Annotated in this window: 24 protein-coding genes; 14 read left to right on the forward strand and 10 right to left on the reverse strand. The window is 54.8% G+C overall.

The features are described 5' to 3' along the window. Positions 1 to 69: 69 nt before the first annotated feature. The 4 genes from hflK to FFI61_RS01900 all read left to right on the forward strand — a co-directional run bounded on the left by hflK (position 70) and on the right by FFI61_RS01900 (position 4,876). Positions 70 to 1,254, forward strand: coding sequence for an FtsH protease activity modulator HflK (gene hflK / locus FFI61_RS01885; protein ID WP_200202565.1), 1,185 nt, complete (start codon positions 70 to 72; stop codon positions 1,252 to 1,254). Between the two features lie 2 nt (positions 1,255 to 1,256). Then, on the forward strand, positions 1,257 to 2,132 hold the full coding sequence (gene hflC / locus FFI61_RS01890) for a protease modulator HflC (protein ID WP_200202564.1): 876 nt from the start codon (positions 1,257 to 1,259) through the stop codon (positions 2,130 to 2,132). 179 nt (positions 2,133 to 2,311) lie between these two features. Further along, positions 2,312 to 3,493: an ATP phosphoribosyltransferase regulatory subunit gene (locus FFI61_RS01895; protein ID WP_200202563.1), complete on the forward strand. Its 1,182-nt coding sequence runs from the start codon at positions 2,312 to 2,314 to the stop codon at positions 3,491 to 3,493. An 87-nt stretch (positions 3,494 to 3,580) separates the two neighbouring features. Further along, positions 3,581 to 4,876 (forward strand): adenylosuccinate synthase, encoded by a 1,296-nt coding sequence (locus FFI61_RS01900; protein ID WP_200202562.1) that lies wholly within the window; start codon positions 3,581 to 3,583, stop codon positions 4,874 to 4,876. Positions 4,877 to 4,933: 57 nt separating this feature from the next. On the opposite strand, the gene cmoB is transcribed toward FFI61_RS01900, so the two are convergent. The 4 genes from cmoB to FFI61_RS01920 are packed head-to-tail and all read right to left on the reverse strand — an operon-like array spanning position 4,934 to position 8,066. Next, complete coding sequence (gene cmoB, locus FFI61_RS01905) at positions 4,934 to 5,926, reverse strand: tRNA 5-methoxyuridine(34)/uridine 5-oxyacetic acid(34) synthase CmoB (protein ID WP_200369069.1); 993 nt, start codon at positions 5,924 to 5,926, stop codon at positions 4,934 to 4,936. Between the two features lie 24 nt (positions 5,927 to 5,950). Continuing rightward, a complete protein-coding gene (gene cmoA / locus FFI61_RS01910) occupies positions 5,951 to 6,706 on the reverse strand; it encodes a carboxy-S-adenosyl-L-methionine synthase CmoA (RefSeq protein ID WP_200202560.1) in 756 nt (251 codons plus the stop codon). Further along, a complete protein-coding gene (locus FFI61_RS01915; RefSeq protein WP_200369070.1) occupies positions 6,699 to 7,034 on the reverse strand; it encodes a kinase in 336 nt (111 codons plus the stop codon). Before FFI61_RS01915 ends, cmoA begins: the two co-directional genes overlap by 8 nt. Positions 7,035 to 7,064: 30 nt before the next feature. Next, positions 7,065 to 8,066, reverse strand: a complete 1,002-nt coding sequence (locus tag FFI61_RS01920; RefSeq protein ID WP_200202558.1) for a serine/threonine protein kinase — start codon at positions 8,064 to 8,066, stop codon at positions 7,065 to 7,067. Between the two features lie 174 nt (positions 8,067 to 8,240). Between FFI61_RS01920 and FFI61_RS01925 the strand changes: the two genes are divergently transcribed. After that, positions 8,241 to 9,350, forward strand: coding sequence for an NAD(P)/FAD-dependent oxidoreductase (locus tag FFI61_RS01925; protein ID WP_320159549.1), 1,110 nt, complete (start codon positions 8,241 to 8,243; stop codon positions 9,348 to 9,350). 13 nt (positions 9,351 to 9,363) lie between these two features. On the opposite strand, the gene FFI61_RS01930 is transcribed toward FFI61_RS01925, so the two are convergent. After that, on the reverse strand, positions 9,364 to 9,924 hold the full coding sequence (locus tag FFI61_RS01930; RefSeq protein ID WP_227714550.1) for a ComF family protein: 561 nt from the start codon (positions 9,922 to 9,924) through the stop codon (positions 9,364 to 9,366). Between the two features lie 224 nt (positions 9,925 to 10,148). Here FFI61_RS01930 and bioB point away from each other — a divergent pair, with 224 nt between their 5' ends. The 9 genes from bioB to FFI61_RS01975 all read left to right on the forward strand — a co-directional run bounded on the left by bioB (position 10,149) and on the right by FFI61_RS01975 (position 20,133). Next, entirely contained in the window at positions 10,149 to 11,207 is a 1,059-nt protein-coding gene (bioB, locus tag FFI61_RS01935) for a biotin synthase BioB (RefSeq protein ID WP_200369073.1), read from the forward strand. Positions 11,208 to 11,413: 206 nt separating this feature from the next. Continuing rightward, the gene (bioF, locus tag FFI61_RS01940; RefSeq protein ID WP_200369074.1) at positions 11,414 to 12,589 is read left to right on the forward strand and encodes an 8-amino-7-oxononanoate synthase; all 1,176 of its coding nucleotides are present in this window, start codon (positions 11,414 to 11,416) and stop codon (positions 12,587 to 12,589) included. Further along, positions 12,586 to 13,335: an alpha/beta fold hydrolase gene (locus FFI61_RS01945; protein ID WP_200369075.1), complete on the forward strand. Its 750-nt coding sequence runs from the start codon at positions 12,586 to 12,588 to the stop codon at positions 13,333 to 13,335. The genes bioF and FFI61_RS01945 overlap by 4 nt, the downstream gene beginning before the upstream one ends. Next, the gene (gene bioC / locus FFI61_RS01950; protein WP_200369076.1) at positions 13,332 to 14,168 is read left to right on the forward strand and encodes a malonyl-ACP O-methyltransferase BioC; all 837 of its coding nucleotides are present in this window, start codon (positions 13,332 to 13,334) and stop codon (positions 14,166 to 14,168) included. Before FFI61_RS01945 ends, bioC begins: the two co-directional genes overlap by 4 nt. Before the next feature lie 21 nt (positions 14,169 to 14,189). Beyond that, positions 14,190 to 14,882, forward strand: a complete 693-nt coding sequence (gene bioD, locus FFI61_RS01955) for a dethiobiotin synthase (protein WP_200369077.1) — start codon at positions 14,190 to 14,192, stop codon at positions 14,880 to 14,882. Positions 14,883 to 14,933: 51 nt separating this feature from the next. Then, positions 14,934 to 15,179 carry a flagellar biosynthesis protein FlgE gene (locus FFI61_RS01960; RefSeq protein WP_200202550.1) on the forward strand — a complete coding sequence of 82 codons (246 nt, stop codon included), beginning with the start codon at positions 14,934 to 14,936 and terminating at the stop codon, positions 15,177 to 15,179. 11 nt (positions 15,180 to 15,190) lie between these two features. After that, positions 15,191 to 16,012 carry a putative metalloprotease CJM1_0395 family protein gene (locus tag FFI61_RS01965; protein ID WP_320159550.1) on the forward strand — a complete coding sequence of 274 codons (822 nt, stop codon included), beginning with the start codon at positions 15,191 to 15,193 and terminating at the stop codon, positions 16,010 to 16,012. 318 nt (positions 16,013 to 16,330) lie between these two features. Continuing rightward, positions 16,331 to 18,130, forward strand: a complete 1,800-nt coding sequence (locus FFI61_RS01970; protein WP_200202549.1) for an acyl-CoA dehydrogenase C-terminal domain-containing protein — start codon at positions 16,331 to 16,333, stop codon at positions 18,128 to 18,130. 206 nt (positions 18,131 to 18,336) lie between these two features. Continuing rightward, positions 18,337 to 20,133 carry an acyl-CoA dehydrogenase C-terminal domain-containing protein gene (locus FFI61_RS01975; protein WP_200202548.1) on the forward strand — a complete coding sequence of 599 codons (1,797 nt, stop codon included), beginning with the start codon at positions 18,337 to 18,339 and terminating at the stop codon, positions 20,131 to 20,133. Between the two features lie 88 nt (positions 20,134 to 20,221). Here the strand turns inward: FFI61_RS01975 and FFI61_RS01980 are convergent, their stop codons facing one another. The 5 genes from FFI61_RS01980 to leuS form a co-directional block, all read right to left on the reverse strand. Next, positions 20,222 to 20,857 carry an endonuclease gene (locus FFI61_RS01980; RefSeq protein ID WP_200369078.1) on the reverse strand — a complete coding sequence of 212 codons (636 nt, stop codon included), beginning with the start codon at positions 20,855 to 20,857 and terminating at the stop codon, positions 20,222 to 20,224. Between the two features lie 145 nt (positions 20,858 to 21,002). Beyond that, positions 21,003 to 21,266 carry a hypothetical protein gene (locus tag FFI61_RS01985; RefSeq protein WP_200369079.1) on the reverse strand — a complete coding sequence of 88 codons (264 nt, stop codon included), beginning with the start codon at positions 21,264 to 21,266 and terminating at the stop codon, positions 21,003 to 21,005. A gap of 110 nt (positions 21,267 to 21,376) precedes the next feature. Continuing rightward, the gene (gene holA, locus FFI61_RS01990; RefSeq protein ID WP_200369080.1) at positions 21,377 to 22,384 is read right to left on the reverse strand and encodes a DNA polymerase III subunit delta; all 1,008 of its coding nucleotides are present in this window, start codon (positions 22,382 to 22,384) and stop codon (positions 21,377 to 21,379) included. After that, positions 22,381 to 22,968 (reverse strand): LPS assembly lipoprotein LptE, encoded by a 588-nt coding sequence (lptE, locus tag FFI61_RS01995; RefSeq protein WP_200369081.1) that lies wholly within the window; start codon positions 22,966 to 22,968, stop codon positions 22,381 to 22,383. Before lptE ends, holA begins: the two co-directional genes overlap by 4 nt. A 1-nt stretch (position 22,969) precedes the next feature. Next, positions 22,970 to 25,555: a leucine--tRNA ligase gene (leuS, locus tag FFI61_RS02000; protein ID WP_200369588.1), complete on the reverse strand. Its 2,586-nt coding sequence runs from the start codon at positions 25,553 to 25,555 to the stop codon at positions 22,970 to 22,972. Positions 25,556 to 25,788 lie beyond the last annotated feature (233 nt).

Here is a 25,788-nt window from a genome sequence, read left to right on the forward strand (position 1 = left end):
TATTGCCGGGACGAAGATAAATCCCTAGTATTTGCAGCCATTCGATATCTTAGGAACTTGGAGAGCACTATGGCCTGGAATGAACCGGGTGGAAACCGCAACGATAAAGACCCCTGGGGAACTGGTGGTCGTCGCGGCAATGATCAGGGGCCACCAGACCTCGATGAGGCGCTGAAGAAGGGTCTCGACAAGCTGAATAAAATGCTGGGCGGCAAGGGCAAAAAGTCCGGTGGCGACAGCGGCAGCGGTGGTTCAGGCAACGGGGGCGGCTTTGGAGCCGTTCTTGCGCTGGCAGCCATTCTTGTTGTGGGTTATGTCGTGTTTCAGTCGTTCTATACGGTAAACGAACAGGAGCGCGCGGTGGTGTTGAGGTTTGGAGAATTCTCCAAAACCGAAAACCCTGGTCTGAGGTTCAAGGTGCCGTTGATTGATGATGTAACCAAGGTTCTGGTTACAAGCGTTAGAACCGCCCAGTCCAGTGGCCAGATGCTGACTCAGGATGAAAACCTGGTTACTGTTGATTTGCAGGTGCAGTATCGTGTTGGCGACGCCCGCGATTATGTATTGAACGTCCGTGATTCCAACCAGGCTTTGGCATTTGCGACAGACAGTGCGCTTCGCCACGAGGTGGGCAGTTCCTCTCTGGATGACGTGCTGACAGAAGGTCGTGCCGAATTGGCCGTGCGTGTTGAGCAGCGGCTGCAGGGCTTTTTGCAGGAATATGGCACCGGTCTTGAGATAGTTCGGGTTAACGTTGAAAGTACACAGCCGCCTGCAGCAGTGCAGGACGCCTTCCGTGAAGTTCAGCGCGCCCGTGAAGATGAACAGCGTGTTAAGGAAGAAGCAGAAACATACCGCAACAAGGTTGTTCCTGAAGCCCGCGGTCAGGCTCAGCGTATGATTGAAGAGGCGAGTGCTTACAAGCAGGAAGTTATTGAGCGCGCTCGTGGTGAGACTGCACGTTTCCTCGAGTTGTTGGCTGTGTACCAGATGGCTCCAGAAGTTACTCGTGAGCGTATGTATCTGCAAACCCTGGAAACGGTGTTGTCCAATAGCAGCAAAATCCTTGTGGACACCGAAAGTAGCGGCAATATGATGTATTTACCGCTGGACCGCCTTACCCAGGGCGCGTCTTCAAGAAGTGGCAGCCAAACCTCTGGAAACGGCGGGCAGGCAGATATTCAGGCAGTCACTGACCAGGTGATTCAAGAACTGCGAACCAGGCAAGACACTAATACGCGGAGGAGCAGATAATCATGGGACCTAAAAGTGTAGTGGGTCTTGCAGGCGCTCTTATCGTTGTCCTGCTGGTACTGTCGAGTGTTTTTATCATTCCGGAAACCCACCGTGGGGTTATGCTGAGGTTTGGTGAGTTGGTTGAGACCGACATCAAAGCTGGCATTCACTTCAAGGTGCCGGTTATCGATCAGGTTCGGGAGTTTGATATCCGCGTGCTGACCATGGATCTGCCATCACGGCAGTATCTGACGGTTGAAAAGAAGCCGCTGGATGTTACCTCCTACATCGCCTGGAAAATCCGCGACGTGGATCAGTTCTACCGGGCCACCGGTGGGGATGAGTTCCGTGCTCAATCGCTGTTGTTGTCCCGGGTGGATAATGGCCTGCGAGATGAGTTTGGTGTTCGCACCATGCATGAGGTGGTTTCAGGTCAGCGTGACCAGCTAATGCATAACCTGCGTGACCGGGTTAACGAAACATCCGTTAAGGAATTCGGCATTGATGTGAAAGATATTCGTGTCAAGGCGATCGAGTTCCCGGGGCAGGTCAGTGAAAACGTTTATCGCCGGATGGCGACAGAGCGTGAGAAGCTGGCCCAGGAATTCCGTTCACGGGGACGTGAGTTGGCTGAAGGTATTCGCGCAGACGCAGACCGTCAGAAAACAGTTACTCTGGCAGAGGCATTTGCATCCGCTGAAGAAACCCGAGGTGAAGGAGACGGTGAGGCTGCACGAATCTACGCAGATGCATACGGCTCTAACCCTGAGTTCTACAGCTTCTATCGTAGTCTTCAGGCCTACCGGAATACCTTCTCCGGTAAAGACGACCTGATGGTTATTGATGCGAAAAGCGACTTCATGAGATTCCTGAAGGACTCAAAGGGCGGAAGCTAAGCCCCGCCTTCAGACCGAAAAACCGGAATGCCCAGGTATTCCGGTTTTTTTGTGTCTGCCAACAGTGTAAAATCCCTCAGGTTTTGGTTCGGGTTTTTCTGGCCTGAATGTCACCTTAAAAACCTGCGCGCTTATTCTGTATTAAATACAGGGGTGTGCGGGATGGACAACGGAATCTCATGACAGTATCTGATCGCTGGTTACTGCCGGACGGAGTGGAGGATATCTTGCCGCCACTGGCCGGACAGATAGAATCCCTGCGCCGGGATGTAATGGATACCTGCCAGCGTTGGGGCTACCAACTGGTAATCCCACCGCTTATTGAATACGTCGAATCCCTGCTTACCGGAACCGGACACGATCTGGAGCTGCAAACCTTCAAGCTGACTGATCAGCTGACAGGACGCATGATGGGTGTTCGGGCCGATATGACTCCCCAGGCGGCGCGCATCGACGCCCATACTCTGGGGCAGGAAGGGATCACACGCCTGTGTTATGCCGGGCATGTGCTGCATACCCGTCCCAAACATATGCTCGCCAGCCGCACGCCTATTCAAGCTGGCTGCGAGTTATTCGGTAGCGCCTCTGAATCTGCGGATCTGGAAGTCATCAGCCTGATGCTCGAAGCGCTTCGGGTTGCCGGATTGTCCCGAGTTCACCTGGATTTGGCTCATGTTGCGATCTACGAAAGCCTGATAGGTGAAGCCGAGTTCGATCGCACCACAAGTGCAGCGGTTTTCGACGCCATGGGCCGTAAGTCGGTACCGGAGTTAGACCGACTTCTGGGTGACTGCCCGGAGGGCTCTGCCGGCGCCCGCCTTCGGGAGCTTGCTCGTGTCAGTGGTGGTGCAGAAGCATTAACAGAAGCACACAGAATCCTCAGCGGTGCTTCTGATAACCTGAACGCTGCGCTGGAACAATTGGGGCGCGTAGCTGAGATGCTCCAGAGAGACTTTCCGGAAGTCAGCTTCGGGTTCGATTTCTGTGAGTTGCGTGGCTATAACTATCACACGGGTTTGGTGTTCGCAGCCTACGTGCCGGGTCACGGTGACTCTATTGGCAAGGGTGGCCGATACGATGCCATTGGCAGTGATTTTGGGCGCGCTCGTCCCGCCACTGGCTTCAGCCTTGATATAAGGGCTCTGGTGTCATTGGGTACGCGCCCGATCAATCACCGGAAAGCCGTATGGGCGCCTGCAGAAGAAGACTCAGAGTTGGAGCAGGCGATATCGGAACTGCGCAAAACAGATACCGTCATCCGGGCACTGCCGGAAGACACAAAGGCAGATCCCTCTACCCGGGGATGTGACCGGAAGCTGGTAAAACAGGGTGATCGTTGGGTCGTACAGGGGCTGGGTTGATCCCGGCAGGCTGCTACGAACACATGAAGGTACATTTGCCAAATTTGCAAGACGCACGCCTTATCGTGTGCGCATTGAGAGAGAATCATGGGTAAAAACGTTGTTGTGCTGGGCACCCAGTGGGGTGATGAAGGCAAGGGTAAGATCGTCGATTTGTTGACTGAAAAAGTTGCAGCGGTGGTTCGTTTTCAGGGAGGCCACAACGCCGGCCACACCCTGGTTATCGACGGCAAGAAAACGGCTTTACACCTGATTCCCTCCGGCATTCTCCGGCAGAACGTTCAGTGCCTGATTGGTAATGGTGTTGTGGTATCGCCGGAAGCCTTGCTGAAAGAAGTTCGGGGGCTGGAAGCATCTGGCGTAGATGTTCGTGATCGCCTTCGTATCAGCCTTGCTTGCCCGATTATTCTGCGCACCCACGTGCGCATTGATCAAGCCCGTGAGCGTGCCAAAGGTAATGACAAGATTGGCACCACTGGCCGGGGTATCGGGCCTGCGTACGAAGACAAGGTTTCTCGTCGTGGTGTTCGCCTGGGTGATCTGCACAACCCGGAAGACTTCGAAGAGAAGCTGCGGGAACTCATGACCTATCACAACTTTGTGCTGACAGAGTATTTCAAGGAAGAAGCCGAGGATATAGATGCGGCTCTGAAAGAGTTGCTGGAAATGGGCAAGGAAATCCTGCCTATGGCCGCTGACGTAACAGACTTGCTTCACGGCTATCGCAAGCGTGGTCAGGACATCATGTTCGAAGGCGCCCAGGGCTCCTTGCTGGACATAGATCTGGGCACCTATCCATTTGTGACATCCTCCAATACCACCGCAGGTGGCACGGCAACGGGTTCCGGTTTTGGCCCGCTGTATCTGGACTATGTTCTGGGTATTACCAAGGCCTACACCACGCGTGTTGGTGCAGGTCCCTTCCCCACGGAACTGTTTGACGAAACGGGTCAGCACCTGGCGGTTAAAGGCAATGAGGTCGGCACCACAACCGGCCGCTCCCGCCGTTGCGGATGGTTTGATGCAGTCGCTGTGCACCACGCAATCGAGATCAATAGCGTGTCGGGTATCTGCCTGACCAAGCTGGACGTTCTGGATGGTCTGGAAACCGTTAAAGTCTGTGTAGGCTATAAAACACCAGAAGGTGAAATGAGTCGCCCACCTATCGGGTGTGACAGTTACAAGGATATTGAGCCAGTCTACGTTGAGTTGCCAGGTTGGAGCGAAAGCACCTTCGGGCTAACCAAGCTGGAGCAGTTGCCGGAAAACGCCAGAGCGTACATCAAGTTCCTGGAGGAGCAGATTGATGCGCCGATCGATATCATTTCTACCGGCCCCGATCGGATTGAAACCATTACCCTGCGTCATCCGTTTGATGAGTAAGTGGTAAGAGATTGAGAAAAACCGCCCTGCCTTGATTGGTACGGCGGTTTTTTATTATCAGGGTTTCTCGGCAACAATGGTGGCGCGCTTGGGGCCGGGGTAGCCTTCAATGGTTTTCGTGGGGTCTTCCGGATCGAGAAAATCCTGAAGGGAATTGAAACGCATCCAGTCTGTGCTTCTTTGTTCATCCGTGGTGGTTTCAGATAAGTCCACAACCCGGGCGTTGCGAAAGCCGGCCCGGTCCAGCCACCTGAGCAGGGTGTCGCAGCTGGGCAAAAACCACACGTTGCGCATCTGCCCATAGCGGTCTTCCGGCATCAGGCTATAGCCTTCTGGCCCATCCACAACCAGGGTTTCCAGTACCAGTTCACCACCCTGGCGCAGCGTGCCTTTGAGCTCCAGAAGATGGTCGAGAGGCGACCGACGGTGGTAGAGAACACCCATGGAGAAGGTGGTGTCGAAGCTTTCAAGCCCTTCTGGCAGATCTTCCAGGCGTATGGGAAGCAGATCTATAGGCGCTTCGCCCACATAGCGCTTCACGCTGAGGAACTGGAACATGAACAGAAGGCCGGGATCGATACCGATTACCCGCTTTGCACCTTCACCCAGCATGCGCCAGCAGTGATAGCCTGAGCCGCAGCCAACATCGAGAATGCGCCGCCCGGAAAGGTCTGAAATATAGGGTGAAACCCTGTCCCACTTCCAGTCAGAGCGCCATTCGGTGTCGATATGAGTGCCGAAGAAGTCGAACGGCCCTTTGCGCCAGGGCATAAGGCCCCGCAGCCCGTTTTCCAGTGCCTGCTGCTGGCCTGAATCCAGGCTCGCCGGGGACGCGATCTTTATCGCAGAAGCGTTGAGCTCCGAGGTTGTGCCGGGAACATCAGGAAGGCTGTTCATCGCTGACTGCCAGCGTCCCAGATCACCGTGGGGGGAATCGTCAAAACGTTGTGCCAGCTGAGATTTGATGATCTCTGCCCAGTTGCCTTCACCTGTGTTTTCGAGCTCTGAAAGTAGCGGCCCGAAATAGCTGCGCCAGTCAAAATGCGCCATGATCTGTCTGCCCTGCGAGTTTGTTCAGTCGGCCTTGATGGCCAGCATGGATACGAAGTTAAAGCACTGGTACCAAACCAGCACGCGATCAAAACCGGACTCCTTCAGGCGCTGCGTGTGGGCGCTTAGTGTTTCCGGGATCAAAACCTGTTCAATAGCGCTGCGCTTTTGACTGATTTCCAGGTCGGAGTAGCCGTTGGCGCGCTTGAACTCGTGGTGCAGGCGGGTTTGCGTGTCTTGTTCGTCTTCTGATTCAAAGCGGATTTTTTCCGAGAGAATCAGTACGCCGCCGGGCCTCGTGGCCTTTGCGATGCGGCTTAGCAGGGCGCTGCGCTCTTCGGGGGGGACGAATTGCAGCGTGAAGTTCAGCGTTGTAACAGAGGCATCTGACAGCTCGGTGTCCTGAATGTTTTCGCAGCGCAGGCTAACAGGCAGTGAGTGATCGTCGAGCGCGATGTAGTGCTCGCAGCGCTCGATCATGGCCGCGGAATTATCAATACCCACCAGAGTGCAGTCGCCAAAAGGGATGCCGTGGCGCATGGCCAGTGTTGAGGCGCCAAGGGAGCAGCCCAGGTCATAACAGTTGGAGCCTGCTTGAGCGTACTGCTCGGTAATGACTTCGATCATGGGGATAATGGTGGTGTAGCCAGGTACAGAGCGCCGAATCATATCCGGGAAAACACGGGCTACCGCCGCATCGAAACGAAAATCCTCCGGCTGCCGTTCTGTTGCGAACAGGCGGTCCGTGAGGGTTTCTGTTGGTCGGTCAGACTTACTCATTGCCCGCCTCCAGGGCTGGGCGGGAGCAGCGCACGCCGCGTTTCTTGTAATCCACAAGGATGCCCCGGAAAGCTGGATCAGTGTCGGCCGCGATAGCCATGTAGCCATTCTCGCAAACTGCGTGGAGTTCCGAGGATTTCGGAGACATGCGGAAAGTTTCGCCTGGTTTGACATGAATCGCCTGGAATTCCCCCAGCGGCACATGATCCTTGTTGTCGGAATGGGTAATTTTTCCGGTCAGTTCCAGTACCAATACGGTGCCGACAATGGCGATCAGGGCGGTCACGAAAAGACTGCGGATACTGTAGTTGGCCTCGTTCTGGCTCATGCCTACCTCATTTTTAATGTGAGTGAGCGGTCAATATTGACCGGGGAGTGTAATGGAGGGCGCCTGCAGTGCTCCCAACTGTTCTCTCAAGGACAAGATCTGATCTGACCAGAACCTGGGCTGGCCAAACCAGGGGAAAAAGCGTGGAAATGCAGGGTCATCCCAGCGTTTCGCAAGCCAGGCGCAGTGGCTGATCTGGCGATAGCACCGCAAAGGCTCAACAAGGTGTCGTTCCCGCCGATTGAAATCGCGGAAGGTTTCATAGCCTTCCAGTAATTCGCCCAACTGGGCACCGCGCTCGTGATCGTCGCCGTTCAGGAGCAGCCACATATCCTGCATGGCGGGCCCGGAGCGACAGTCGTCCAGATCCACAAACAGCATCTGCTCGTCCCTGCACAATATGTTTCCGGCGTGGCAATCGCCGTGCAGGCGAACACTTTCAACCTCACCGGCATCTTCAATACGGGCGCGGCAGTATGTCAACAGGTCTGGAATCAGGCTGTCCCATGCGGGCCTGAGGTCTTTCGGGATCCAGTCTCCTTCCAGCAAAAGTTGGTTGCTTGTCTCAATGCCTTCCATGGGCGATAAGGCCACACGATGACGAAAGGGCTTGAGGGCACCAATGTTGTGGATCTGTCCCAGCCACTGACCCAACCTGTAGAGAGTGTCAGTAACGCTGGTGTCTGGTGCTTGCCCTCCCCGCTGGTTAAATGCGGCGAACATGAAGTCACCATGTTTGCCGAGAGTGTCACCGGAAGGCATCACCAGTGGCGCCACAACGGGAATATCGGCGGCCAGCAGCTCACGGGTGTATTCATGTTCTTCCCGCACTTGCTCTTCTGTCCAGCGTCCGGGGCGATAGAACTTGGCGATTACCGGGGCGCCTTCGTCCAACCCCACCTGGTACACCCGGTTTTCATAGCTGTTCAGGGCAAACAGTCGACCACTTACCGCAAAACCGGCATCTTCCATTGCATCCAGAATCGCATCCGGGGTCAGGGCTTCGTATGGATGGGCTGAAACGTTCATCATAAGGCGAGGCCAGGCTGGTAAATGTTGGGCCCAAGTATACCTGCTTGGACGCGCTCCCGTAATGCGAGTGCGGGATGTTCCTATGGGTTCCGGCATGCCGGGGATTGGGTTAACGTAAACGGTCTTGGTTCCCATTTTCGGGAAAGGTTAGTTTACAGGCAGCGGGGGCGGTCGGTGGAAAACGGTGTTCTGGAAGTGGATACCCTGGTAATCGGGGCTGGAGTGGTTGGCCTCGCCGTGGCCAGGGCGCTGGCGCAAGCCGGGTGCGAGGTGATTGTGCTGGAGGCAGGGGATCATTTCGGCGAGGGCATATCTTCCCGTAATAGCGAGGTGATTCATGCGGGAATCTACTATCCGGAAAGCTCCCTTAAAGCTCGGCTGTGTGTTGAAGGACGAAAGCAACTCTACGAATACTGCGAGAGTCATAAAGTCGGGTATCGAAAGTGCGGAAAGTGGATTATTTCTACCAGCGAGGCACAAAATAAAGGTCTTGAAGGTATTCAGGCCCAAGGCATCGCCAACGGTGCTCCTTTGGAGTTGTGGGATGGTCCAACCCTTGCCCGACAGTTGCCATATGTTCGCAGCAGTGCCGGGCTATGGTCGCCGGAAACCGGCATAGTGGATACTCATGGCCTGATGCTAGCGCTCTTGGGCGAATTGGAGGATGCGGGTGGTTCGCTGGTGCTGCGTTCCCCGGTTGAGCGCATAGAGTCAGAGGGAGGTGCGCATGTTTTATGGGTCGGGGGGGCTGAGCCATTAAGGGTGAAGGCGCGAACCCTTGTTAATGCTGCAGGCTTGGGTGCGGTGCCGCTCACCGGGAGTTGGAAGGGGCTTCCCGATTCCCGGAAACCGGTGCAATGGTTCGCCCGGGGAGTCTATTTCAGTTACGGCGGTCGTCATCCTTTCAGCAATCTGATTTATCCGGTTCCCGAGCCGGGTGGGCTGGGTGTTCATCTCACCCTCGATCTTGCCGGCCAGGCACGCTTTGGACCGGATGTAGAATGGATAGAAAGGGAGGATTACGGTGTCGATCCTGAGCGGGTGCATTCCTTTGTGGCGGGCATACGGCAGTGGTGGCCTGGTATCGAGCCTGAGCGACTTCAGCCTGCGTATGCGGGCATACGACCCAAGTTGAAAAACGCAGAGGGCGGTTTTTTTGATTTCAGGATTGATGGCCCCCAGGAGCACGGCATCCCGGGGCTGGTAAACCTGTTTGGTATTGAGTCGCCGGGGCTGACATCCTGTTTGGCCATTGCAGGTCTGGTGAAGGACAAATTGGCGTAACAGCCAGGAGGTTCTATCCCGGCGTTCTGGCCAGGGCCCAAACCTGAATCTCTGTTGCGCCCGCATCCCGTAGCGCAGACGCGAGCACCCTTGCAGTTGCTCCTGTAGTGACCACGTCATCCACGATGGCGATCCGTTCTGGTACCTTCGCACAGACTTCAAATACGCCATGCAGGTTTTTCAGCCTGGCCTCTCTGCTCAGTCCACGCTGAGCCTGCACTTTTCGAACCCGGCGGACGATCCCTGCACTAACCGGTATATCGAGGGCGGCCCCCAGTTGTTCAGCTATATCCCGGGCCTGATTGAATCCGCGCTCACGGCGGCGCGAAGAAAGCATAGGTGAGGGGATTAGCAAGTGCGGCTTTATATGGTTCTGATCCCGAAATACAGACTCAACATAGCTCGTAAAGCCCGCAATCAGAGGTCGGGCAAATTTATGCTGCCGGTTGTATTTGTATCGGCTGATCATGCCATCAACCGGATACTGGTAGCGCCAGGGTATGTATGAGTGAGCAAAGGCAGGTGGTGATATCAGGCAGTCGCTGCAAACCAGTTCGTTCCCCGCGTGCGACATTGGTAGGGCGCAGTAACGACAATGCCACTGGTTAACCGGAAGATCGGCCTGGCAAAAAACGCATAAACCATTGTAGGCATTAGAAGAAAGGCAACCAACACAGCGGCCTTTGGTTTTGTCGCTGTTAACCTTCGCCAAGTTTAAGGTTGACAGCCAGCTCAGTCCCTTTATCATCTGATTCATCCGTAAACCCAGAGACCGAAAAAGGTTAACAGGACTTCTGCATGACTGCCACCGCATTACGCCACGATTGGACGCTTCAGGAAGCACGCTCACTTTTCGAGCTTCCATTTAACGATTTGTTGTTCCGCGCCCAGACGGTGCATCGACAGAATTTTGATCCCAATGAAGTGCAGGTAAGCACCCTTTTGTCTATCAAGACAGGCGCTTGCCCTGAAGACTGTAAATACTGCCCTCAGAGCGGTCATTACAATACTGGGCTGGAAAAAGAAAAGCTGCTGGAGCTGGAAAAGGTTGTAGCAGAAGCCCGCGCCGCGCGAGACAAAGGCGCATCACGCTTTTGCATGGGCGCTGCATGGCGTAGCCCGACGGTTAAGGATATGCCGTATGTTCTGGATATGGTTCGTGAGGTGAAATCTCTGGGCCTGGAAACCTGCATGACGTTGGGCATGTTGAAGCCTGAGCAGGCGGCAGAGCTGGCGGAAGCCGGTCTGGATTATTACAACCATAATCTGGATACCTCCGAGAAGTACTACAGCCATATTATTACTACCCGCACCTATCAGGACCGCCTGGATACGCTGGAAAACGTGCGTAACGCCGGTATGAAAGTATGCTGTGGCGGCATTATGGGTATGGGTGAAGATGAGGATGATCGGGTTGGCATGCTGGTTCAACTGGCGAACCTTCCGCAGCACCCTGAAAGTGTGCCAGTGAATATGCTGGTGAAGGTGAAGGGAACCCCCATGGAGAATGTGGAGGATCTGGATCCGTTTGAGTTTATTCGTGTTCTTGCGGTGGCTCGTATCATGATGCCGGCCTCCCATGTGCGTTTGTCTGCGGGCCGGGAGACGATGAATGAGCAGATGCAGGCGCTGTGCTTTTTGGCTGGAGCGAATTCGATTTTTTATGGCGAGAAGTTGTTGACCACTTCGAATCCGGAGGCGGATGCAGATATGGCGTTGTTCCGGCGCTTGGGTATTCGGCCGGAGAAGCGGGAGCAGTGTGCTTCTGAGGCGAAGGATGAAGAGGCGATTGTCGACGCTTTGGAGTATGAGGCTAATCGGCACTTGTTTTATGATGCTACTCGGGAAATTGCTTAAACAAACACCGAGTAGGCGGCGGGTGGGGGCTTCTTCTCGGGATACGCTACGAGCACATCCATGTGCGCTTGTTTCGGGCCGTCCTTGGCCCTCTACAATCCCGAGAAGAAGCCCCCACCCGCCGCTCATAGTTCTCAGTTGCCTACCGCTCAATCATTTCCAAGCCAATAAATATATACGTTGGTCATTTTTCTGGATGCTTATTCGTGCGTGACTTCACAGCTGAACTGAAACAACGAAAACAGGCTGGGCTATATAGAACGCGCCGGCATATTTCTGGCCCTCAGCAGCCGGTTTTAACTGCTGATGGTAAGCGGTTACTTTCGTTTTGCAGCAACGACTACCTTGGCCTTGCTAATCATCCCTCCAATCTTGAAGCCCTCAGGGATGCCTTGCCCAAAACGGGGCTGGGCGGTGCGGCTTCTCATTTAGTTTGCGGGCACCACGAGGCGCATCACTTGTTGGAAGAACGTCTCGCAGCGTTTACCGGGCGTAGTTCTGCGTTGTTTTTCTCTACCGGTTATATGGCCAATCTGGGGGTGATTTCTGCGCTGGCAGGGCGTGGGGATACGGTTTTTTCGGATCGGTTGAATCATGCTTCCATTATTGATGGCTGTATTCTGAGCCGGGCGAAGGTGCGTCGGTATGGCCATGGGGATGGAGGGTCGCTTGCGGCCATGCTGGCTGAGACGTCGGGCCACAAGCTGGTGGTAACAGACGGTGTGTTCAGTATGGATGGCGATGTGGCGCCGCTGCGGGAACTGGCGGCGGTGTGTCGCGAGCACGGTGCGTTGCTGGTGGTGGATGATGCCCACGGTTTTGGGGTGCTTGGGCCGCGCGGGCAGGGGAGCGTGGCGGAGTTTGGTTTGTCTGAGGAAGATGTGCCGGTTCTTATTGGCACTCTGGGCAAGGCAGCAGGCACCAGTGGTGCGTTTGTAGCAGGGCCGGAGGTGTTGATGGACTATTTGGTGCAGAAGGCTCGTACCTATATTTACACCACGGCTATGCCTCCGGCGCTGGCTTTAGCCACTTTGAACAGTATTGATTTAATCGAGCATGGTGGTGAGCGGCGAACCCATTTGCAGAGTTTAATTGCCCGGTTCCGGCAAGAGGCCACAGCTTTGGGTTACACGCTCATGCCCTCGAGCACGCCTATTCAGCCCATTATGGTGGGGGATAACTGGGCTGCTCTGGCGCTGAGTCAGGCCCTTGAAGAGCGGGGGTTGCTGGTGACGGCCATTCGTCCGCCAACGGTGCCAGCCGGTGAGGCGCGGTTGCGGGTTACTTTTAGCGCGGCTCATTCCCATGAGGATCTGGATAGCCTGATACAGGGGCTGGCGGATTGTCGGCACTTGCTGGTTGGCGAGGGTGTTGCGGTATGAGTTTTCCGCGAGAGGGCGGGCGCCTTGTTGTCGTTGGAGGCTGGGGTGTGCGTGCAGAGATGTTGGAGGCTGTATACCGGTCCTGGCCGGGCACGGTTGAGGTGGTGTCTCTGAATAACGACCTCATAGCACGCTGCGGTTCGGTGGCGGATGTGGCCGACGAGCTTCTGGCTCGTTATCCCGAGCCCTCCGTCTGGATGGGGTGGTCTCTCGGTGCGCAGGTTGTTATGGCTGCCGCGAGCCGGAATGCTGGGGCGGTGTCTGCAGCGATTACGCTTGCAGGGTTCCCGAAGTTTATTGCAGACGAACGCTGGCTTAATGGCATGTCTGAGGAAGAGTTTGGAGTGTTCAGTCGAGGGTTGAGCCGCGAACCTGAGCGCTACTGGATGCACTTTCTGATGCTTATGATAAGTGGCTCAGCTGGCGCTCCTGCTGAGCGTCAACGCCTCAAACCCTGGCTTGGTCAGGGTGCGCCGGTATCACCCTCTAATTTGATTAAGAGTCTTAAGTGGCTGGAGCGAAGTGATCAACGCCTGTTGTGGTCCCGTGTAAATGTTCCCGTTCTTCATATAACCGGGCCATGTGACCAGGTAGTGGCGACCTGGGTTGGCGCTTTGGAAACTCAGCCATCGTCCATCGAGATCAGCATTCCCGGTATGGCTCATTGGCCAGGCGGTGTGTTTGCAGATGAATGCAGAGTGGTGATTGAGCAATTTCTGGAATCCGCCAATGGTATGGTGTTATGAGCTCTCTTGCGATGACTGCTTCCTGCCCTGCAAGTAAGGGTGATATAGCCCGGGAGTTCGGTAAGGCCCGAGCTACCTATGAGAGCGCGTCCCGGTTGCAACGGCTTATGGGCAACGTGATGCTCGAGAGGCTGGAAGGCCAAGCTGATCCAAATTGCGTTCGCGTTCTGGACCTTGGCTGTGGCACCGGCTGGTTTACCCGCAAGTTGGCCAATCTCACGCCCCCAGGGAGCGTGACAGGTATGGATCTTTCGCCCGGCATGATCGAGCACTCGATTGCACACAGCCCAGCTGAAGTTACATGGCTGGTAGCAGATGCTGAGGCTATTCCGTTGCCCGACCAAAGTTGTGATCTGATCTTCAGTAATCTCATGATCCAGTGGTGTGCAACACCAGCCAAGGTTCTTCAAGAGTGTCGGCGGGTGCTCAGGCCTGGAGGTAAATTGATGATCTCAACCCTCCTGGAAGGAACCTTGAAGGAATTGGATCAAGCCTGGCAGAAAGCGGACCCCGGTCAGAGTCATATCAACCGGTTTGAAACGGCTGCGGCGTTCAAACGCTCAGTGTTCGATGAGTTGCCTGGGGCGCATGTTGAAGCGCACACTTTGCTTCTACCCTATGCTTCGCCCCTCACGCTCGCAGCGGAGCTGAAGCAATTGGGTGCGGGCTACAAGCATGCCGGCAGACGCCAAACAGCAACAGCACCCGGCCGCTTTCGTGCCATGTGCCAGCATTACCCCACAGCCCCGGAGGGCGGAGTTGTGGCAAGCTATGAGGCAGCCTGGGTTTACTGGTCATGCCCTGATTCCAATAGCAAAACACTGATTGATTAAAGGGTAGGTTGACTGGCTTTTATGGCTAAAAAAACATTTTTTGTGACAGGAACAGATACCGGCGTTGGCAAGACCATGGTGTCTGCTGCAATTCTGGAAGCCGCCAAAGCGGCCGGCAAGCGCACCTTGGGTATGAAGCCTATTGCCTCGGGCTGTGATAACACACCTGAGGGGTTGCGGAATGACGATGCGCTGATGCTCCAGCGCGCGGCCACGGAAGCTCTCACTTACGATCTTGTGAACCCCATCGCTCTGGAGCCGGCCATAGCGCCCCATGTGGCAGCCGCGCAAGCCGGACGAGTTGTAACGGCTGAACGGTTGGTTGGCTTCTGCCGTGGCATGCAGATGCGGCCAGCGGATCTTTTGCTCATTGAAGGTGCCGGTGGCTGGCGAGTGCCGCTGAATGACCGGGAAACCTACTCGGCGGTGCCTCGGGAGTTGGGGGTGCCTGTGATTTTAGTGGTTTCGCTAAAGCTGGGATGTATTAATCATGCATTGTTAACAGCAGAAGCAATTCTTAATGATGGGTTGGTGTTGGCTGGATGGGTCGCGAACCGAGCTGAACCCGTTGCAATGAGCTGTGAGCAGGAAACCCTGAGCTATTTGACAGAGCAACTCCCGGTCCCTTGTCTTGGAGTAATGCCCTGGATTGTGACTGCCAATCCCAAAACCTTGAGTGAGTATCTCAACATTGATTCATTGTTTGAAAATTGATCAATAATATGGCCTAATGGTGTCAATTAATGGTCACGGGAAACCGCAGTCATGATCAATAATACACTCGCAATTGGTATGCAAGGCATTCAGGACGGCATGTACGGCATGGAAAACGCCGCCCGAAAAATCGCCCGTGCCGGTGTTGATGGCCCTCAAGGTAGCGCCGAAACCGGAAGCAGCCTGATTGAACCGATCATCGACCTCAAGCTATACGAACGCAGCGTTGAGGCGTCAGCACAGGTGGTAAAAGTTGCTGATGAAACCCTTGGTACTCTGCTCGACATAATGGTCTGAGCACTGTTTCCGTGAGCCCACTTTCTTCGCTCCCTCCGATATCAAGCTACTCTAGCAGGAGTGGCTCTGGCAGCGCCTCGGCTGCCGAGTCGTCTGGCCCTTTATCGAATTCGACCTATAACCCTCTCGCCCCGGCCGTCCGTGAATCACGCAATACTGGCAAAGCAAATGGTGAGGCGCCTGCAGAAACCGGCAGTCAATCTGTTCGTGCGGCCGATGAAAACCAGGCTGTGGGCGCAAACCGCAAGCCTGCAGAAGCTGATGCCTCTGATAAAAAAGTCGGTGGTCTGGATGAGGCGGAGCTGAAAGAGCTAACCGAACTTAAAGCTCGTGACCGTGAAGTGCGCGCTCATGAAGCTGCACATCAGGCAGTTGGCGGTCAGTATGCGGGAGCCATGTCGCTTTCCTATCAGCGGGGGCCGGATGGGGCCCAGTACGCGGTGGGTGGTGAAGTATCGATTGATATGTCTCCCGTCAACGGCGATCCTCAGGCAACCATCGAGAAAATGCGGGTCGTGCGTTCAGCGGCGATGGCTCCGGCAGAGCCCTCTGGCCAGGATCGTGCTGTAGCCGCTCAGGCGATGCAGGTTATGCTGCAGGCTCAGTCAGAGCTTGCCCTGGAGCAGGAATCCTCGGAGTCCGGCGCAGAAAAGCCTGTGAAGGAAAGTGAGGATGCATCATCTGATTCCGGGCAGGTTGAAGGTTCCCGGGGTGATACCTCCGAGTCATTGCCCAGGGCCGCTCAACTGGCCAGAAATGCCTATCAGGATATTGCAGGGTTCGGGCCAGAGCGAGCCTCCCCAGGGGATGGGTTTCTACCCATTTCGGTCTGAATTTATCATCTGTTAGCCTGCTATTAACGTGGGCGCCCACCACTACTCTTCCTGGAATGCCAGAATCAATACGGGGCCCTGTAAACGCCGGTGCGTGTTGAGTTTTTGGGTAGGGTTTGAGCCGTTCCCGTCTACTTTGGTGACCAAACTCTACACAAATTATTCACCCGGCTATTGACAATTCTGTGCCTCTAAACGTATGTTTCAAACAAGTGTTTAATTAATGCTGCAGCGCATCTTGTTGCAGTGTCTGAGCAAACCCAAGGCCGCGAGCTGTTATTACTTTTTCAGCCAAGACCGAAAACCGAGGTGGTTTAAATGCCTGAGTACAAAGCGCCCCTGCGTGATATCAAATTCGTAATGAACGAGCTGCTCGACAGCGAGACCCACTACGCCAATCTGGAAGGGGCTGAAGACGCAACTCCGGATATGGTTGATGCCATTATCCAGGAAGGTGCAAAGTTTGCTGAACAGGTACTGTCACCGCTGAACCCGGTAGGCGACAGAGAAGGCTGCATATGGAGCGAAGATGGTGTTAAAACACCGACTGGCTTCAAAGAAGCTTATGACAAGTATGTTGAAGGCGGCTGGCCTTCACTGGCGGCTGATCCCAATTACGGCGGTCAGGGCCTGCCCGATTCTCTGGGCATCGTGATGAGCGAGTTGAACGGTACCGCTAACTGGTCATGGGGCATGTACCCTGGTCTGAGCCATGGCGCTATCAACACCGTTGAAGCGCACGGTACCGAAGAGCAGAAACAAACCTATCTCACCAAAATGATCAGCGGTGAGTGGACGGGCACTATGTGCCTGACAGAAGCCCACTGCGGCTCGGATCTGGGTACTCTGCGTACCAAGGCAGAGCCTAATGCAGACGGCTCTTACAGCATTACCGGCACCAAGATTTTCATCTCTGCCGGCGAACATGACATGACCGACAATATCATTCACATCGTTCTGGCTCGTCTGCCGGGCGCACCTGAAGGTACCAAGGGCATCTCATTGTTCATCGTACCCAAGTGCCTGCCTGCAGAAGACGGATCTGCTGGTGAGCGTAACGCAGTATCCTGTGGCTCTATTGAGCACAAAATGGGTATCCACGGTAATGCTACCTGTGTCATGAACTTTGACGGCGCCAAGGGTTGGCTGATCGGGCCTGAGAACCGCGGCCTGAACTGCATGTTTACCTTCATGAACGTAGCCCGTATCGGTACTGCTATTCAGGGCTTGGGTGCTGCAGAAATGGGCTTCCAGGGATCCCTGGCATACGCCAAAGATCGTCTGGCCATGCGCTCACTGAGTGGCCCCAAAAATCCGGAAGGCTATGCCGACCCGATTATTGTGCACCCGGATGTGCGTCGTATGCTGCTGACTCAGAAAGCCGTTGCAGAAGGCGCCCGTGCACTGATCTACCTGACTGCACAGAAGGCGGACCTCGTTGGACGTGGCAAAACAGACGAAGAGCGTAAAGAAGCAGACGAAGCGCTGGGCTTCCTGACCCCGATCGCCAAGGCTTTCCTGACCGAAATCGGTTACGAAGCAGCGAACCTGGGTATGCAGGTATTTGGTGGTCACGGTTTTATCTCCGAGTGGGGCATGGAGCAGAACGTGCGTGATGCCCGTATTGGCATGATCTACGAAGGCACCACTGGTATTCAGGCGCTTGACCTGCTGGGCCGTAAGGTTCTGATGACCCAGGGCGAGTCTCTGAAGGGCTTTACCAAGCAGGTTCACACCTTCTGCAAGGAAAATGCCGACAACGAGCAGCTGAAACAGTTTGTCGAGCCGCTTGCGGCGATCAACAAGGAGTGGGGCGATCTGACCATGAAAGTGGGCATGGCTGCCATGAAGAACCGTGAAGAAGTTGGTGCTGCATCGGTTGATTATCTGATGTACTCCGGCTACGCAGTCTTTGCATACCTGTGGGCCCGCATGGCCAAGATTGCCCAGGACAAGCTGGATGCGGGTACAAGCGAAGAAGCCTTCTACAAGGCCAAGCTGCAGACTGCACGCTTCTACTTCACCCGTATGCTGCCGCGTACCAAGACGCACGCTGTAACCATGCTGGCCGGAGCTGACACTCTGCTGGATATGCCGGAAGAAGCTTTCGCGTTCTGATTTACCAGGGCGTTTAAGGTTAACCGGTAACAAAAAGCCCGTGCTCTCAGGAGCCGGGCTTTTTTCATGAGTTGCGGTTGATTTTGGGGTAGAATACCTGCCCCTAAAACATGAGAAGGTCGGACACCCGGCCCTGGCAGGCGACTTGGCTTTTCTGATTTAGCCGCTTGCACCGACAGATTGATTGTGGAACCTGGAGAGTTTAAATGGCCGATTATCAGGCGCCTTTGCGCGACATGCGTTTTGTATTGAACGAAGTATTTGATGCCCCTGCGCTATGGGCATCCCTGCCAAAAGTAGCAGAGAACGTTGATCCGGAAACTGCCGATGCGATTCTTGAAGAGGCCGGCAAAATTACCAGTGGTGTGCTTGCGCCACTAAACCGCGAAGCGGACGAGCAGGGCAGCCAGTGGAACAACGGCGAAGTAACCTCACCGGATGGCTTTAAAGAAGCCTACCAGACTATTGTTGAGGGTGGCTGGAATGGCCTTGGTGGCAACACTGAGTTTGGCGGCATGGGTATGCCTAAAACTCTGGTGGCACAATTTGAAGAGATGATGCAGGGCGCAAACATGTCGTTCGGCTTGGCGCCAATGCTGACCGCCGGTGCTTGCTTGGCACTGGATGCGCACGGTAGCCAGGAGCTGAAAGAAAAGTATTTGCCCAATATGTACTCGGGTGTTTGGGCAGGCGCCATGGATCTGACAGAACCTCATGCAGGAACAGACCTGGGCATTATCCGCAGCAAGGCTGAACCCAATGGCGACGGCTCCTTTAACGTGACAGGCACCAAGATTTTTATTACTTGGGGCGAGCACGACATGGCTGAAAACATTATTCACTTGGTGCTTGCCAAGCTGCCAGATGCTCCGAAAGGGCCAAAAGGCATTTCGCTGTTCCTTGTTCCCAAGTTCATGGTGAACGACGACGGGTCCTTGGGTGAGCGTAACAGCTTCAGCTGTGGTTCCATCGAGAAAAAGATGGGCATCAAAGGCTCCGCTACCTGCGTCATGAACTTTGACGGTGCTAAAGGCTGGCTTGTAGGTGAGGAGAACAAAGGGCTGAACGCCATGTTCACCATGATGAACTACGAGCGTTTGGGCGTGGGTATCCAGGGCATCGGTGCAGCAGAGGCTTCCCTGCAGAATGCAGTGGAATATGCCAAGGATCGTATCCAGAGCCGTGCGCCTACTGGAGCACAGCAGCCGGAAAAAGCAGCAGACCCTATTCTGGTGCACCCGGACGTTCGACGCATGTTGCTCACCATGAAGAGCTATGTCGAAGGCGGCCGTGCTTTTTCTACCTATGTGGCGCAGTGGCTGGACATTTCCAAGTATGCCGACGCTGCAGAAGTGGATCGCCGTAAGCATGCTGAAGGCATGGTTGCACTGCTTACACCGGTTGCAAAAGCGTTCCTGACCGACCGTGGCCTGGAAGCCTGTATTCTGGGTCAGCAGGTGTTTGGTGGTCACGGCTTCATTCGTGAATGGGGTCAGGAGCAATTGGTTCGTGACTGCCGGATTACCCAGATCTACGAAGGCACTAACGGTATCCAGGCGCTGGACCTGATGGGCCGTAAGGTGGTTGGTAGCCAGGGCAAACTGTATGAGCTTTTTGCGGAAGATGTCGCTGCCTTCATCGAAGAGAACAGCAGTGAAGAAAGTCTACGCCCTTACCTTGAGCCACTTGCGGCAGCGTTCGAGCGTTTGTCTGACGTGACCGAGCACGTTATCAAGCAGGCTTCGGATAATCCTGATGCCGTTGGCGCAGCCTCAGTGGACTATCTCGATCTGTTCGGGATGACTGCTGTGGGTTATATGTGGGCACGTATTGTGAAGGCTGCAGCACCGAAGGCTGGCGATGACACATCTGGTTTCTATAGTGGCAAGCTGAAAACAGCGCGTTTCTATTATGATCGCCTGTTGCCGAAAACCGTTTCTCTTGCGGAAAGTATTCGCAGCGGAAGTGACTCTATGATGGCGCATACCGCCGATGAGTTTTGATTACTGAAAGCAGGAAGGTGAGGCGGCTCTTCAGATGACGCCTCTGAGTAAATAAAAAAAGCAGGCCTCAGTGCCTGCTTTTTTTTATTTAAAGACGTTCCATTCGGCTTGGATCAGTGATGTAGGGGTTCTCATTGCCCTGAATCTCCGCTATCCGCTTATGCCGGGAGAGCTCCCTGTCGTCTGGTGGATCTGCCCGGTTCCAGCCCTGGAATACCTGGGCAGACCCTAACCAGGGAAGGCCGTAGGTGCCAACCATGTAGCCCATGCTCCGGGCGACATCGCCTTTCACTTTTGGAGGCGGCTCAAAGAAAACGCTGCTCTCCCGTATGCCACAATCGTCTTCCTTGATCAGGGCCCCAAGCTCTTCGTAGCGGGCATTGCGGCGCCGAAGTTCTGTGCGGTTCCGTACTGGAACCATGTTATGAAGGTCGGAGGCAATCTGACGGTAACGGTTGTCTTGCTCGCATTGGCGAGTTGTGCCGCAGGAAAGGGCGTTGCGGATGTCCGCGAGTGGGTAAATATAGCCTTGAGTCAGCATGAAACCTTTGGTGGAAAACTGCTCATCGCAGAAAAACGACTTGCCGCCATCTGCATACAGATTTCCCCAGAACTGTTCCTCGATGACGGTCTTCGGGTCGCTGAAACGGGTGTTTTGACCAATGACGAAGGTTGCAGTCAGCAGGAGCACCGATGTGCTAAGAAGAAGAAAAATCTTTTTCATATGTCATTAATACCTCTCAGTGTCGGTAAGCGCCTTTTAAAATAATGACGCTCAGCTCACTTATATAGGAATATGACATAAGTTCCCCTAGCACAAGGGGCCTTACCGTAAACAATTGTAGCTATGTGTTAACGGTTTAACATTTTCACATAATTTTATCGCGAATGTTCTGGTAGCTTGATCTCAGATCGTCGCCCAGCTTTTTGACAGTTTGCCGCGCTTCCTGAGATGCGCCGCTGGCTTCATCCATTACTTGGTCAAAGCGCGATTTGAATTTATCCCATTCCTCTTCCAGTTCGTCGAACTCATCTTTTACTTCCTGGCGAGCAAGGTGTAGTTGAACGCGCGCTTCGTCACGGTACTGTTTAATCTTGTCTGAAAGGGTTTTAAGATCTTCTTGAAAGCCCATGGCAGGTACCTTTTTGAATGGTTGGTAAACCTACCATGCGCCCGGTGGCAGGAACCTTCAAGTGGGGGAGGTGCGGGAAGGCTCAATTTAACGATTGGACTTGACCCATGTCAGAATCTGGCGTTCAAAAGTGCCGACATATCGCGCAGGTAGTGCCAAGGGGAAAGCTCGTCAAAGCCTTTCGCAGCGCGGTCAATCTGGCTGCAGAGCTTCAGAGCTTCGTGTAATTGCATGGCGTTTAATCGCCTGGCTGCTTGCTCTAACGCTCGCGCTCGTTGTGGCTGGAAAACACCGCGCTTTTTAAAGAACGCGGAGGGGGTCTCAGCTCTGTTCTCGCCTGTTTTAAGTTCGAGAAGCAGGTTGATATCACGGGTTAATACCGCCAATAGGCCAAGGGGGTTTTCACCCTCCTGCTGCAGCACGCCAATTACTTTTCCGGCATGGGATGCACGACCACTGAGCAGTTCGGTCACCAGTTCAAATCCGTTAAAGCGGGAGCTGTCCTGAACGGCCCGCTCTATGGTTTGTTCATCAATAGTGTCGCCATTGGTCAGGAGGGCTAGCCGGTCCAGTTCCTGGCTGGCTGCCAGCAGGTTCCCCTCCAGCCTCTCTGCCAGCATCGTAAGGGCTCCCCGTGTCAGGTTTAGCCCCTGCTTTTTGGCTCGCTGCTGAAGCCATCCAGGGAATTTGTCCGCGTCTACTGGCCACACCGGCACATGGACACCCTTGGTTTGAAGCTCCTTATACCACTTGCGCCGGGTTTCTGCGGCGTCCAGGCGAGTGCTGATCAGTAGAACGATAATGTCTTCAGGCGGATTTGCAAGGACCTGCTCGAGAACCGTTCGACCATCTCCCAGCTTTCCCGTGGGCAGGCGGATTTCGATTCGGCGCCGATCAGAGAACAGGGACATGGCACTGAATTCATCGGCTACCATGTTCCAGTCAAGCTGTTGATCAGCATGGAAAGTCAGGCGATCGATGAACCCGGCTTCTTTGGCTGCACTTCGGATCTGATCACAGCATTCCTGAACCAGCAGGGGCTCGTCTCCTGAGACCAGATAAACCGGTGCCAGGCCTTTTTGGAGCAGCTGTGTTAGTTGGCCTGGATTGGTTTTCATGGTTTGCCAGATTGCGAGCCGGGCGGAGTAGGGGAGCTTTGGTAATTATTCCGGATTTCCTGCAACCGTTTTTCGGTAATTGGTGCAAGGCGGAAGATAATCTGTTGCGCCAGGCGATCGCTCAGCTGTTGCTGCAGGTTCTCTTCCTCTCGCTGTTTGGCGAGCACGTTGGTCTCATCGTACCTGTAGCTCTCAGTCGTTGTGAGGCGCGTGCTGGCGATGACTGGAATGCCATTGCTGCTGACAAGTTCGAGGTCGACGGACTGCCTGAGTGTATATTCAGCAGCAGCCGCTTGAACGGTAATGGCGGAAGCGCGGCGATCCTGTGCAAAGTCACTGATTTTGAGCCGGTAATTTGCGCTCTGCCCTGTCGCCAACTCAATGCCACCCAGTTCAAGCTGTTCCCGGGTGGACTGGCAAAGGGAGGCAGGCACTGGCGATTCGCACACCAGTTCAAGAGGCTCGAGTGCTGATGAAACTGGCGGCGCACCCCGCAGATGAAAGCCGCAGGCACTCAGGCTGATAGCCATAGCGCTTGCGGCAATCAGCCTTGCAGTGTCTGTCTTCAGGGTGCGGAGCCACATATCAATTAGCGACCACGTTGACCAGTTTGCCAGGAACAACAATAACTTTGCGAACTGTGGCGCCTTCGATAAAGCGAATAACATTTTCATTTTTCAGTGCTTCGGCTTCCAGGTCGGCCGAATTGATGTCGGCGGGCACGTCAACTTTTGCGCGCACTTTGCCGTTAACCTGAAGAACCACCTGAATCTGGCTTCTAACCATGGCAGATTCATCGGCTACCGGCCAGGTTGCATCAACAACCGGGTTGCTATGGCCCAAGGCATGCCAAAGGGTATGGCAAATGTGAGGCACGATCGGTGCGAGCATTACCACTGCTGTTTCCAGCGCTTCCTGGCGAACAGCACGGGTTTGGGGCTCGTCGTTGTTCAAGCGGCTGACATCGTTCAGCAATTCCATTACTGCAGCAATGGCGGTGTTGAACGTCAGGCGGCGGCTGATGTCGTCACTCACCTTGGTAATGGTTTCATGGGTTTTGCGGCGCAAGTCCTTCTGGGCATCATTCAGGGCGCCAGGATCGATGGCCGGTGCTGCTCCACCGGCAACCTGCTCGTTCACCAGGCGCCACAGACGCTTGAGGAAGCGATGGGCGCCGTCTACAGCGCTATCAGACCATTCAAGGGACTGTTCTGGCGGGGCTGCAAACATCATGAACAGGCGGACAGTGTCAGCACCATGGGCATCAATAATAGACTGTGGGTCTATGCCGTTGTTTTTCGATTTGGACATCTTGGTTACGCCACCGGCGATAACAGGTTGCCCATCTTCCTTATGCACCGCGCCAATGGCGTGGCCTTTTTCATCCCGCTCCACAACGACATCTGCGGGCGAAATCCAGACCTTGCCGCCCTTGTCGTCTTCACGGTAGTAGGTGTCTGCCAGGACCATGCCTTGGGTCAGCAGTTGCTTGAAAGGCTCTGAACTGTTTACCAGGCCAACATCCCGCAGGAGCTTGTGGAAGAAACGCGCGTACAGCAGGTGCAGGATGGCGTGCTCTATACCGCCGATATACTGATCTACTGGCAGCCAGTAGTTTGCCGCCGCCGGGTCGAGCATGCCTTTGTCGTAATTCGGGCTGCAGAAACGGGCGTAATACCAGGACGACTCCATGAAGGTGTCGAAGGTATCGGTTTCAAGCGTTGCAGGCTGCCCGTTGAAAGAGGTTTTTGCCCACTCGGGATCGGCCTTGAGAGGAGACAGAACACCATCCATCTCGACATTTTCCGGTAGCCGAACCGGCAACTGGTCATCGGGTACCGGGCGCTGGGTGCCGTCTTCCATAGTCATCATAGGGATGGGAGCACCCCAGTATCGCTGGCGTGAAACACCCCAGTCACGGAGGCGGTAGTTGACCGTGCGCTTGCCAATCCCCTTGTCTTCCAGGTGCTCAGCAATGGCATCAAAGGCTTCGTCACTGGTGAGGCCGCTGTATTTCCCGGACGAAACCAGTACGCCCTTTTCTGTGAAAGCCTTTTCCTGAACGTCAATTTCGCGGCCATCAGTGGCAGCAATTACCTGTTTGACGGGTAGGCGATACTTGAGGGCAAACTCGTGGTCTCGCTCATCATGGCCGGGTACTGCCATCAGTGCGCCAGTGCCGTAATCGGTGAGCACAAAGTTGGCGATCCAAACCGGAATTTCTTCTTGGGTCAGCGGATGGATAGCTTTGAATCCGGTATCAACACCTTTCTTTTCCATGGTGGCCATTTCGGCCTCAGCAATCTTGCTGTTGCGGCACTCATCCACAAATGTGGCTACGTCTGTATGCCGCTCTGCGGCTGCTTTGGCCAGCGGATGCTCTGCGGCTACGGCCATGTAGCTCACGCCCATCAGGGTATCGGGGCGGGTAGTGTAAACCGTGAGACCGTCTTCGCTGTCTTTCAGCGGGAAGGTCAGCTCGGTGCCCACGGATTTACCGATCCAGTTGCGTTGCATGGTCTTGACCTGCTCAGGCCAGCCATCGAGATCGTCCATGTCGTTCAGCAGTTCTTCGGCATAATCGGTAATGCGGATAAACCACTGGGGAATTTTTTTCTGCTCAACGAGAGCGCCTGAACGCCAGCCGCGGCCATCAACCACCTGCTCATTCGCAAGAACGGTCTGGTCCACTGGGTCCCAGTTCACGGTGGACATTTTCTTGTACACCAGGCCTTTTTCGTAAAGGCGAGCGAAGAACCACTGTTCCCAGCGATAGTAATCCGGCTTGCAGGTAGCCAGCTCGCGGCTCCAGTCGTAACCGAAGCCCAGCTGTTTGAGCTGGTTTTTCATGTATTCGATGTTGGCGTAAGTCCACTTGGCCGGTGCCGTTTTGTTGGCAATGGCTGCGTTCTCTGCAGGGAGACCAAACGCGTCCCAGCCCATGGGCTGCATAACGTTCTTGCCTTGCATGCGCTGGTAGCGGGAGATCACGTCGCCGATGGTGTAGTTGCGTACGTGCCCCATGTGCAGCTTGCCGCTGGGGTAGGGGAACATGGACAGGCAGTAGTATTTGGGTTTGTCCGGGTCTTCCCTGACTTCAAAGGTTTTGTTCTCGTCCCAGAAGGTGCGCGCATTGTGTTCAACGTCACGGGGATTGTAGTGCTCGTCCATACCTGCCATTACCAAAGTTACCCTGTATAAAAATGATGTGCGGAGCGGCCGGACATTCTAACGCACACAAGGCGTAACAGGTAGTCTGCCAAAAACCGAATACTGTGCCATGATGTTTAATATGGCGAAGGTCGCCAGCCGGTGGGTCTCCCCGGAACACGCCGTAAATACGTCCATGTAGGCTTGACTGCAGCATCCATGCTGCAGACAGTTCCAGGGAGACCCACCGGCTG

This window comes from Marinobacter sp. DY40_1A1, from assembly GCF_016597815.1.
GTDB classification, from domain to species: domain Bacteria; phylum Pseudomonadota; class Gammaproteobacteria; order Pseudomonadales; family Oleiphilaceae; genus Marinobacter; species Marinobacter xiaoshiensis.